9 protein-coding genes and 1 pseudogene are annotated in these 10471 nt (G+C 65.3%); 7 read left to right on the forward strand and 3 right to left on the reverse strand.

Features of this window, described 5'->3' with window-relative positions; all coding sequences use genetic code 11:
- Positions 1-597: 597 nt before the first annotated feature.
- Both ACODT0_RS14890 and ACODT0_RS14895 read right to left on the reverse strand, forming a co-directional pair.
- A pseudogene (locus ACODT0_RS14890) lies at positions 598-1857 on the reverse strand (ESPR-type extended signal peptide-containing protein); the annotation flags it as partial.
- A 126-nt stretch (positions 1858-1983) separates the two neighbouring features.
- Positions 1984-2685 carry an acyl-homoserine-lactone synthase gene (locus tag ACODT0_RS14895; protein WP_489041605.1) on the reverse strand — a complete coding sequence of 234 codons (702 nt, stop codon included), beginning with the start codon at positions 2683-2685 and terminating at the stop codon, positions 1984-1986.
- A gap of 149 nt (positions 2686-2834) precedes the next feature.
- Here ACODT0_RS14895 and ACODT0_RS14900 point away from each other — a divergent pair, with 149 nt between their 5' ends.
- Together ACODT0_RS14900 and ACODT0_RS14905 are read left to right on the forward strand one after the other, a co-directional pair.
- Positions 2835-3182, forward strand: coding sequence for a hypothetical protein (locus ACODT0_RS14900; protein WP_489041606.1), 348 nt, complete (start codon positions 2835-2837; stop codon positions 3180-3182).
- An 11-nt stretch (positions 3183-3193) separates the two neighbouring features.
- On the forward strand, positions 3194-3907 hold the full coding sequence (locus ACODT0_RS14905) for an autoinducer binding domain-containing protein (RefSeq protein ID WP_261217929.1): 714 nt from the start codon (positions 3194-3196) through the stop codon (positions 3905-3907).
- A gap of 7 nt (positions 3908-3914) precedes the next feature.
- Here the strand turns inward: ACODT0_RS14905 and ACODT0_RS14910 are convergent, their stop codons facing one another.
- The gene (locus ACODT0_RS14910; protein ID WP_489041607.1) at positions 3915-4757 is read right to left on the reverse strand and encodes a hypothetical protein; all 843 of its coding nucleotides are present in this window, start codon (positions 4755-4757) and stop codon (positions 3915-3917) included.
- A 165-nt stretch (positions 4758-4922) separates the two neighbouring features.
- Here ACODT0_RS14910 and ACODT0_RS14915 point away from each other — a divergent pair, with 165 nt between their 5' ends.
- The 5 genes from ACODT0_RS14915 (at position 4923) to ACODT0_RS14935 (ending at position 10449) form a co-directional block, all read left to right on the forward strand.
- Positions 4923-5633: an SIR2 family NAD-dependent protein deacylase gene (locus ACODT0_RS14915; protein ID WP_489041608.1), complete on the forward strand. Its 711-nt coding sequence runs from the start codon at positions 4923-4925 to the stop codon at positions 5631-5633.
- A 212-nt stretch (positions 5634-5845) separates the two neighbouring features.
- The gene (locus ACODT0_RS14920; protein ID WP_261217952.1) at positions 5846-6328 is read left to right on the forward strand and encodes an Hcp family type VI secretion system effector; all 483 of its coding nucleotides are present in this window, start codon (positions 5846-5848) and stop codon (positions 6326-6328) included.
- Positions 6329-6416: 88 nt separating this feature from the next.
- On the forward strand, positions 6417-9548 hold the full coding sequence (locus ACODT0_RS14925; protein ID WP_489041609.1) for a type VI secretion system Vgr family protein: 3132 nt from the start codon (positions 6417-6419) through the stop codon (positions 9546-9548).
- A gap of 8 nt (positions 9549-9556) precedes the next feature.
- Entirely contained in the window at positions 9557-10000 is a 444-nt protein-coding gene (locus tag ACODT0_RS14930; protein ID WP_261216724.1) for a hypothetical protein, read from the forward strand.
- 14 nt (positions 10001-10014) lie between these two features.
- Positions 10015-10449 (forward strand): DcrB-related protein, encoded by a 435-nt coding sequence (locus tag ACODT0_RS14935; protein ID WP_057594923.1) that lies wholly within the window; start codon positions 10015-10017, stop codon positions 10447-10449.
- The last annotated feature ends 22 nt before the right edge of the window (positions 10450-10471 follow it).

Consider the following 10471-nt stretch of genomic DNA (forward strand, 5'->3'; position numbering starts at 1 on the left):
CAGGCTGTCGATCGAACTCGTTGCGGTACTCAGTCCGCTAGACGTGGACGTCGACAGGCTCTCGATGCTGCTTGTTGCAGTGCTGAGGCCCGTGGAGGTCGAAGTGGACAGGCTGCCTATGGAACTCGTCGCCGTGCTCAAGCCAGTCGACGTCGAGGTCGAGAGGCTGCCGATGCTGCTCGTCGCGGTGCTCAAGCCGGTCGACGTAGAAGTCGACAAGCTATCGATGCCACTGGTCGCCGTGCTCAGACCTGTGGAGGTCGAGGTCGACAAGCTGTCGATCGAGCTCGTCGCGGTACTCAGTCCGCTCGACGTGGACGTCGACAGGCTGTCGATGCTGCTCGTTGCAGTGCTGAGGCCCGAGGAGGTCGAAGTGGACAAGCTGCCGATCGAACTCGTCGCAGTGCTCAAACCCGTTGACGTCGAGGTCGACAGGCTGTCGATGCTGCTCGTTGCAGTGCTCAGACCCGTGGAGGTCGACGTCGACAGGCTGCCGATAGAACTCGTCGCCGTGCTCAACCCCGACAGTATCGAGGTCGACAGATTGCCGATGCTGCTGTTCGTGGTGCTGATGCTGCTCGACAGCGAAGCGGTGACGGTCTTGACTTGCAGGACATTGACGGCGTCCTGGTCCGCGCTGCCAGCCGCCACACCCGTGATCTGGCGGTTGCCTACGTTCACCTCGCCCGACGAGGACTGCTTGCTCGACAGGGCGAAGGCGCCGTAGTTGCTCAATGCGCCCGTGTGGGTCACCGAGTCCGCGCCGAGCGCCACGCTGTTGGCCTTGGTCGCCTGGGCATTCCTTCCGATGGCACTGGCGCCGTCCGCGCGGGCACTGGCGCGGTCGCCCAGCGCGGTCGATCCGGTCGCGGTTGCCGCGGCGCCTGGTCCGAGCGCTGCGGCGCTGGCTCCGGTCGCGTTCGCGTCGGTTCCGATCGCCACCGCATACGTACCGCTGGCATTCGATGAATTGCCGGTGGCCACGGTGCCGGTGGCGGACGCGTTGGCGTTAACCCCCAGAGCGATGGATTGATCGCCGGTCGCCCGGGCGCCCGTGGGGTCGAAGTAACCGTCGGAAGCAGCGTCGTCGCCGCCGCCGATGGCGATGGCGCCCATGCCGGTCGCCCTCGTGGAGTTGCCCAGCGCGATGGCCCCGAACTTCGTGGCTCGCGAAGCATTGCCGAAGGCTATGGCGAGATCGGCCAACGCGCTCGACTGAAATCCAAAGGCAATCGAGGTAGAGCCAGTCGCGAGGTTGGTGGTGCCCAGGGCGATGGAGAAGTGCCCGCTGGCATTGTTGCCCAGGCCCATGGCCAGGGAGTTGGCGCCCAAGGCGGCGTTGTGGTTGCCGAACGCGAAAGCGTTCTGCTTCTCATTGGAAGTAGAGGCGTTGGTATTCCCTGCGACATTGTTGCCGCCGACGACGACAGAGCCGAAGTTCGCCGTGTTGTTGTTGCCCAGGGCCACGCCCAGCGCGCTCGACTCCGTCGTTTTTCCGTCTGACGGAAACACCTTGAAGGTGCTCTTCGTGGGATCGAATGCGTCGCCGAATCGCTGGCCTGTCGCGCCCGATGTCACCTTGTTGCCGGCGTTGGGATTGGAATACTGCGCACGAGCCGGCGCCACACCCGCAAGATCGGCCATGAGCATGGATGTCAGAGCAACGGCATACAGCGCCATCGATGATCCCGAAGGCGGGCCCGTGATCGAAGGGCTGGCGACAGGTCCGACATTGGTCTCTCCAGACTCCAAGGTCTTGCAGCTTTTCGCGGGTTTTCCGCGTGCCGACGAAATCTCCGACACCGCCACCCACGCTCCCAACGCTTCATTCCAAAGCGATCGATACGACTTGTTCATGAACCCACTCCCACCTCGTGCACGAAGCTTTTCTTGCTGATGTGAAGCGCCCAGCCTTCCCGGTGAACGCTCTCCGAATTCACGCCGCGCGCATGGCGCTCGACATGTGACCGTGTTGCAGGTCGGCTATGGCATGGTGGTCGAGCGATGCCTCGACAGGCGCTCGGCGGACGGCGGGATCCTGGAATGCAAGGCGTGTGAGCGCGCGGGAGTGAACTCCGGGTATTTGCGCGCCCCGGCGCCCACCTCGATCCAGCACGCGAAAACCGGCTGCCCGCCGACGAGCTGCGGTGACGCGGCGCGCCGTGCCTGAAAGCCGTAGCGACGAAGCAGGCGCTCGATGCCCAGCGGCGACACGGTGATCAGCCGCCGGATGCCGTGCCGGGCGGCTTCGGTCAGCACGGCCTCGAGCAACTCGACAGCGACCGGAGAAGAGAACTGCGAGAGCGCGTCGCCGTTGCCCGAGAAGAAGTCGGCGGCCGCGAACCGCGAGAGTTCCCACACCAGCGGATCGCAAGGAGGCTCGGCATCGCCCATCAGTTGGGGAAAGACCTCGCCGAGGAGATAAGGGCGCTCGGTCGGCAGCAGGCGTGCCGTTCCCACGATCTCGCCTGAAGCGTCGCGTGCCGCGACATAGAGGGTTTCGGCGTGGTCGAATTGGTCGAGCTCCAAGCCATTGCGAGCGCTCAATTCCCAGCCCAGTTTCTCGATGAAGACCCGGTGTCGATATCTCGCGATGGCCACCATGACATCGGGCGCAAGTGCAACCGGTTTTCCAGTCAGAATTTCCACGATATCCGCTCCCCGTAAAAAGTTGGGCAATTCCAACTTGGGGGCGAATTGGGCGTAACTACCAAAATTGGTGGTTTACGACCTCGTCGGATGGAGGCGATTGCAATTCGTGACGGATGTGCGGTTTATCGAAGAGTGATTGTCTAGAGCTACGATGCCGTAAAAAAGTCGCAAATGAATATTGTATGCAAAAGATGCGTCACATAGACTTTCGTCGAACCGAAGAAGGGCAATTCACTTTTGGGAAATTATCAGAAAACAATTATTTCTGTTTGCGTTTCATTTTTTTGGAATGCTTCTTGTTGGTGCGCTATCCCCAAATAATCGGCTCACTGGACTTGCAAGACAGAAGCGCGGAGGGTTCTGGAAAAATCATCTTCGTTGGGGAAAAAACCACGATTTGGCCGACCTCGTTTCCATCGAATAAGCAACTAAGTTGCAGCCGATTCTCTTTTGGTGACCCTGCCATGGCATTGAACAAGCCGAAGGATGAAGATTTGGATGTTCGATTTCATCAGGAAACGGTCCAATAAATATCATCGCTATGGATCCATGGATTGAAGAGCATTCGGAGGAACTGCTGCGGGCACGCGACAAGGAAGCCGCATTCGCGCAAATCGTCGCAGCGGCAAGAAACCTGGGGTTCGAGCATTGCGCGTATGGCTTGCGATGGCCGTTGCCGATTGCGAGACCGAAATTCCTGCTGCTCAACGATTACCCGGCAGGGTGGCGCGACCAGTACGAATCCGCAGGCTATCTCGCGATCGATCCCACCGTATCGCACGGTCGACGATCGCAGAACCCGCTGATCTGGAGCGACTCCGTATTCGCCGGGGTGCCAGAGATGTGGGAGGGCGCGCGCTCCTTCGGGCTGGCTGTGGGATGGGCGCAATCGAACTTCGACGCCCATGGCGTGGTGGGCATGCTGAGCCTGGCGCGCTCGAGGGAGTCCATCTCCGGCAGCGAATTGCAGGCCAAGGAACTGCGCATGCGCTACCTCGTCTGTGCCTCCCACCACGTGCTGTCGCGCATGCTTTCATCGCACGACGAAAGAGGGCCCGAAATCTTTTTGACCAAGCGCGAGATCGAGATCCTCAAGTGGCTGGCGGACGGCAAGTCCTCCAGGGAGATCTCGGACATCCTCCACATCGCCTTCGACACAGTGAACTTCCACGTGAAGAACGTCATCACGAAGTTCGGCACACCCAACAAGACCGCCGCGGTGGTGCGTGCGGTCTTGATGGGCCTCGTGGACTAGCGGGCGGTCAACCCGCCGCGCGATAGACCGGCTCGCGCACCAGCGCCCGCGCCACCCGCCACGCCATCCACAGCAGCGCGATCGGCAGCACCACGGTCTGCAGCGCGAACAGCGCGATCAGCTTCACGATGCGCTCGGCCCAGTCCGAGGCCGAGCGGATGATCTGGTCGTAGGTGGCCTTGAGATTCGGCAGCTTCGGCAGCCAGCGCTCGATGCGTTCCTTCCAGCCCTCCTGCGCATTCGGCTGCGCCTCCTGCGCGGTGTCGACCACGGCGGCCGGCGACTTCTCGATCAGCGCGAGGGCCGACTGGTACTCGTCGGCCATGAAGACGCGGTACAGCGCCTCGTTGGCCATGGCCGACAGCGGCACCGCGAAGCGCACCAGCAGCAGGCCGATCAACAGCGACTGCAGCCAGCGCGGCGAACGGCCGCTGTGCCAGCGCCAGGCGATCCATGCCAGCGCCACCGCGCAGACCAGCACCGACATGTAAGCATGCGCGCCGATCTTGAGCAGCACGAGCTGGATGCCGAAGGACACGCTGGCCGCCAGCATGATGGCCGCGAACTGTTCGATCAGTTCGTTGAGCGGCTTGAGCGCCTGGCCCGGCGCGAGGCTCACGCCGATACCGCCGGGGGTGGCATCGACCTGCGTGCCCTGCGCCACCGAGACCACCGCGCCGAGCGCGCGTGCCGCGGCGAAGGTGGTCAGGGCGCGCTTGAGTCCGTCCTCGACCTGCGCGCGCGCGGGCGTGTCGATCGGCGCGACCCAGCAACCGAGGAACACCACGAGGGCGACGGCGAGAAGGTAGACGCGCTGCAGCGGTCGGTTGGAGGTGGTGGTGCTGTTCATGGCTCGTGGTCGGGTGCGTGCGCGCGGTCGCGTGAAAGGGCGCGGCGGGCTTCTGGCATTCTCGCGGCGCTCGGTCGCCGCTCGAAAGAATCCCGCATGGCGGGGTCGGTCGGGGTGTGCGTTCGACGCCGCCCCGGGTTTCTTGTTCCCTTCGGAGTCCTCTTCATGACAACCACCGTTCAACCCCGCAAGATCGTCGTGCTCTCGGGCTCGGGCGTGAGCGCCGAAAGCGGCCTGCCCACCTTCCGCGACGCCAAGGGCCTGTGGAACAACCATCCGTGGCAGGAGCTCGCGAGTCCCGAGGGCTGGCAGCGCCATCCCGAGACCGTGCAGGCCTTCTACAACGAGCGCCGCCAGAAGGCCTGGGCCGCCCAGCCCAATGCGGCGCACGCGGCCATCGCTTCGCTCGAGCCGGCCTACGAGGTGGTCATCGTCACGCAGAACGTCGATGCGCTGCACGAGCGCGCGGGCTCCACGCAGGTGCTGCACATCCACGGCGAGCTCGCCTATGCGCGCGGCACCTCGGCGCGGCGTCATCGCTACCGCATCGACGGCACGGCGATCGAGATGGGCCAGCTGTGCGAAGACGGCACGCAGCTGCGGCCCGACATCGTGTGGTTCGGCGAATCGGTGCAGCACTTCGACGAGGCGCTGATGCACGTCGCCACCGCCGCGCGCGTGCTGGTGGTGGGCACTTCGCTCGCGGTGCAGCCGGCCGCCTCGCTCGCGCGCTATGCGCACCACAGTGCCGAGAAGGTGCTGGTGTCGCTCGAGATGGAGGAGGTGCCGCGCGGCTTCGACTTCATGCGCGGCAAGGCGACCGAGCAGGTGCAGGCGCTGGTCGCGCGATGGCTCGCGGAAGCGCCGCGACGATAGGTGGCGCCTGCCAGGCAAGGCCCGTCATCGTGAGATGACGGGCTTTTTTGTGTCGCCTTGTTTCGGCGCCCGTGCGCCGAGGCCCTGAAAGAACCGATTGTTCCTAAGGTGCGGGCCGCGTAGTGCTTTTTTCGCCGTGACCTTCTGCACTGGCGAGCTCGCCGCGCTTCACCTACCGTTCGGGCGGTTTCAACGCAACACGGGAGCAGCTCATGGCGGTAGACATGTTCATGCGCGTCGAAGGCGCGAATGGCGAATCGAAGGACGCGAACCACAAGGACTGGACGGACATCAAGTCCTTCGCATGGGGCGCGACCCAGCCCGGCAACATGGTCAGCGGTGGCGGCGGTGGCGTGGGCAAGGCCAGCTTCAACGACCTGCAGGTGCTCGCGCGCATCGACAAGGCGGCGCCGTCCGTCATGAAGAACTGCGCCAGCGGCAAGCATCTGAGCAAGGTCGAGGTCTCGGTCTGCAAGGCCGGCGGCAGCCAGATCGAATACACGCGCGTGACGCTCGAGGAGGTGCTGGTCACCTCGGTGCAGTACACGGCCGAGCAGGGCAGCGACGCGGTGTTCGTGCAGTACGCGTTCCAGGCCGCCAAGGTCAAGCAGCAGTACTGGGAACAGACCGACAAGGGCGGCAAGGGCGCCGAAACCCAGCTCGGCTGGAACATCAAGGAAAACAGGGAAGCCTGAGCACCGCGCGTGCGGGCCGGCGCGCGAGGTGCGCCGGCCCGCGTGCGCCTGTGCGTTGCATTCGCTTTGTCGCAAGGTCCCCGCCCCCATGACCCGCAGCTTAATCGCCCACAGTGCCCTGGGCGAGCGCCTCAAGTTCCGTTCGATGACGGGGCAGGAGCGCATCTCCACGCTGTTCGAATCGCGCGTGCGGCTGGTCAGCGAGCTGCCTGGCATCTCGGCCAGGCAGATGCTCGGCGAGGACATGACGATCGAGGTCAACCTCGCGACCGAGCTCGGCGGCGTGGGGCAGCGCTTCATCAGCGGGCAGGTCACGCGCTTCGCGCGCGTGGGCAAGGACGACGGCGACATGCACGTCTACGAAGCCGTGCTGCGCCCCTGGCTCTGGTATGCGACGCGGCGCTCGGATTTCAAGATCTTCCAGTTCAAGACCGTGCCCGACATCGTGCAGGAGGTGCTCGCGCCTTACGGCTTCGGCATCGACGCGCGCCTGAGCGGCAGCTACCGCAGCTGGGACTACTGCGTGCAGTACGGCGAGACCGACTTCGACTTCGTGAGCCGGCTCATGGAGTCCGAGGGCATCTACTACTTCTTCGCGCATGCAAAAGGCAGCCATCAGCTCGTGCTGTGCGACGGACCGGGCTCGCATGCGCCGCTGCCCGCGGGCCCGGTGAAGGTGCCCTACCACGCGGGCGTGCTCGCGGCGCAGATCCTCGAGCAGGACTTCATCGACAGCTGGCACCACGCCGAGGACATCGCCTCGGGCCATTTCGCGACCGACGACTACGACTTCAGGAAGCCTCACGCCGAGATCGACACGCTGCGCCGCCAGCCCGCGGGCCACAGCCGCGACAGCTACGAGATCTACGACTGGCCCGGCGGCTACACCGAACTCGGCGACGGCGAGAACTACGCACGGCTGCGGCTCGAACAGCAGATCGGCCGACGCGAATCGATCGAGGCCGAAGGCAACCTGCGCCACATCGCGCCCGGCTACCTGTTCGACCTCGCGCGCCATCCCGATGCCGAGGACAACCGCCGCTACCTGATCGAGGCCGCGAGCCACGACTTCCAGGAGAACGCGCTGCGCGTGGCCGCCGCCGGTGCTGCCTACGGCGAATCGACCAGCAGCACCAGCTACCGCCAGGCCTTCGCGGTGGTGCCCGACAGCGCGCCGTATCGAGTGCCGCGCCTCACACCGCGCCCGCGCACCACCGGCCCTCAGACCGCGGTGGTGGTGGGCCCCGCGGGCGAGGAGATTTACACCGACGAGTACGGCCGCATCAAGGTGCAGTTCCACTGGGACCGCTACGGCCAGCGCGACGAGAACGCCTCGTGCTGGATCCGCGTCTCGCAGACCTGGGCCGGCGGCGGCTACGGCAGCATGCAGATCCCGCGCATCGGCCAGGAGGTGATCGTCGACTTCCTCAACGGCGATCCCGACCACCCGATCGTCACGGGCTGCGTCTACAACGCCGCGCAGATGCCGGCCTGGGAGCTGCCGCGCCACAAGACGCAGTCGGGCATCCAGACGCACTGGAGCAAGGGCGGCGGCGGCAAGCACATGCTGCGCTTCGAGGACCAGCGCGGCAGCGAGCACATCGAGCTCTCGACCGACCATGGTGCCACCCACCTGCACATGGGCTACCTGATGAACCAGGGCTCGGAGGTGCAGCGCAGCTACGGCTTCGAGCTGCGCACCAACGAGTGGGGTTCGATCCGCGCCGACAAGGGCCTGCTGCTGACCACCTACACGCAGGACTTCACGCAGCGCGTGTCGCGCGACAACCCCGACGGCCACGAGCACATGGGCGCCGCGCTCGCGCAGAGCGGCGCGCTGATGCAGTCGGCCGGCCAGGCCATCGCCGCCACCAAGGCGCTGGTCGGCGCCATGGCCAAGGGCAAGGGCCAGCAGCTCATGGGACTGGTGCAGGGCGTGCAGTCGCTGGCCGGCGCGGCGCAGGCCGTGAGCGCGCTGGCTGGGGGCGATGCTTCCGACGAGGCCGGCGTCTCGGGCGATGCCGACCCCGCCATGGCCGATGCGCAGCGCATGCTCGACCTCTCGCGCAGGATCGACAAGCCCGTGGTCTCGATCGTGAGCCCCGAGGGCCAGACCATGATCAGCCCCAAGCCCATCGTCGTGAGCTCGGGCCAGAGCGTGTCGATGCGCTCGCAGTCGGCCATGACGCTCACCACCGGCGCGCAGCTCACGCAACTGGTGGCGGGCGGCATGCTGACGCAGATCGCCAAGGGCGGGCAGGTCAACGTGGTATCGGGCGGCGACATCGTCTCGCATGCGAGCGAGGGCGCGATCAACCTCGTGGCCAAGACCGATGCCTCGGTGACCTCGACCGAGAGCAACGCCAACCTCGTGGGCCGCAAGTCGGTGCTGGTGCAGGCGGTGGACCAGGACGTGTTCGTGATGGGCAAGACCAGCATCTCGCTGATCTGCGGCAAGTCGTCGATCGTGCTGCTCGAGGACGGAACGATCCGGATCATCGGCGTGAAGGGGCTGGTGAACTTCACGGAGGATCTGGATCAGCGGGGCGGGAAGATCTTTCTGAACTGCGAGGCGCCGGTGGGCGCAGCGCCGCCCGAGGCCACCGAAGAGGAACAGGCGCCCACCTTGCCCGCGGCGGCGGCGCCGGCGACACCGCAGAGCGCGGCCACCTCCGGTTCGCCCATCAAGTCCAAGGTTCTCGCCGAGCAGATGAAGAGGCTGAAGGATGCGAACTGGAAGATCGTCTATGGGCCGAGCGGCAAGGGCTCGCACACCAATCTGCAGACCAAACGGATCACGCTTGACAGCGACGTCAAGACGAACCCGGCGATGTTCCACGAGCACCTCGCCCACGAGCTCGGGCATGCGCTGTATCCGGGAAAAATCGATCTTCAATCAAAGGAGAGCTACATCGACAGCATGCTGATGTCGGAGGGCGCGGCACAGATGAACGAGATCACGGTGCAACGCGAACTGCTGGCGATGGGCGCGGACGACATCAAGGCGACGACCAATCCCATTCACATGGCCATCTACAACGGCGCCTACGACAACGCCTTGAAAACGGGCGACACCGAATCGGCGATCCGGACCATGGGCACGATCTACGGCACCGGGAAGACTTCGACGACCCAGGAGTCCTACTACGACTACTACGCCAAGGGCTACCCCCAGGCCCTGAAGGCCATGTCTCAAAGCAATCCGAAGGGCCCGAAGTGAGCGCGGCGATGAACGGTCCGTCGTCTGCGTTGTCGTTGTGGAGCATGGTCGATGCCTTGTCCGCGCAGATTCCGTTCTCGGCGCCGGCCGTGGCGAGGCTTCTGCCGGGGCACTTGGCGGAAGCCTCGTCGGCCGATGACGAACCGTTCCGCTTCTTCGAGGGCGGGCCGATCCGCCTCGGCGATGGTGTCGAGATATCGAGCGTCGACCTGAGGATCCGGCGTGAACCCGGGCACCCCGGATTTCTCGTCATCGAGCTGCAGGGCCGCTGCGTCCCGCTCGAGGAGGTGAGGGCACGCCATCAGCTGCTGTCGCTCACCGGCGTGCCGCGCGGCCGTTCGCCCGAGGAGGCGATCACCCTCAGCGCCGAGACGACATGGGGACGGCTGTCGTTCGGCTTCAAGGAACGCCGCCGCGACTGCCTGGCCTACATCGTCTTCGCGCCCCACTGAACTGCAGGACGCCCATGCGCTATCACATCCAAGAAGGCCACTTCGACCTCCCCGACGACGGCCGCATCGACCGCTCGATGAACGTGCTCGCCATGCCCGACGGCAGCGGCGTCACCTTCATCGTCAGCCGCGACGCCTTGCGCGCGCACGAAACCCTGGCGCAGTTCGTCGAGCGCCAGATGAACGACCTCAAGCGCCAGGTGAGCCAGCTGCAGGAGACCTCGCGCAACCCCATCGGCGTGGGCCCCGCGATGCGCAGCCTGGCCGCGATCGAGATCGCCACCCGCTTCAGGCAGAACGGCCAGGCGCTGCACCAGCGGCAGGCCGCCTTTCAACTGCCCGACGGCCGCGCGGTGCTGATCCTCACCGCGAGCAGCCCCGAGCCCTTCGGCGAGAGCGAGCTCGCGCTGTGGCAGCGCACGCTCGCGAGCTTCCAGCCCAGGGACTGACGCGGCACCGCGCCCGCGTGCC

Source organism: Variovorax sp. FG153 (assembly GCF_057809595.1).

Excerpts from the sequence above, each read along its gene's own strand:
- ACODT0_RS14900 (WP_489041606.1), top strand. The coding sequence starts at position 2,835 with ATGCAAAAGATGCGTCACATAGACTTTCGTCGAACCGAAGAAGGGCAA.
- ACODT0_RS14905 (WP_261217929.1), top strand. The coding sequence starts at position 3,194 with ATGGATCCATGGATTGAAGAGCATTCGGAGGAACTGCTGCGGGCACGC.
- ACODT0_RS14910 (WP_489041607.1), bottom strand. The coding sequence starts at position 4,757 with ATGAACAGCACCACCACCTCCAACCGACCGCTGCAGCGCGTCTACCTT.
- ACODT0_RS14915 (WP_489041608.1), top strand. The coding sequence starts at position 4,923 with ATGACAACCACCGTTCAACCCCGCAAGATCGTCGTGCTCTCGGGCTCG.
- ACODT0_RS14920 (WP_261217952.1), top strand. The coding sequence starts at position 5,846 with ATGGCGGTAGACATGTTCATGCGCGTCGAAGGCGCGAATGGCGAATCG.
- ACODT0_RS14925 (WP_489041609.1), top strand. The coding sequence starts at position 6,417 with ATGACCCGCAGCTTAATCGCCCACAGTGCCCTGGGCGAGCGCCTCAAG.
- ACODT0_RS14930 (WP_261216724.1), top strand. The coding sequence starts at position 9,557 with ATGAACGGTCCGTCGTCTGCGTTGTCGTTGTGGAGCATGGTCGATGCC.
- ACODT0_RS14935 (WP_057594923.1), top strand. The coding sequence starts at position 10,015 with ATGCGCTATCACATCCAAGAAGGCCACTTCGACCTCCCCGACGACGGC.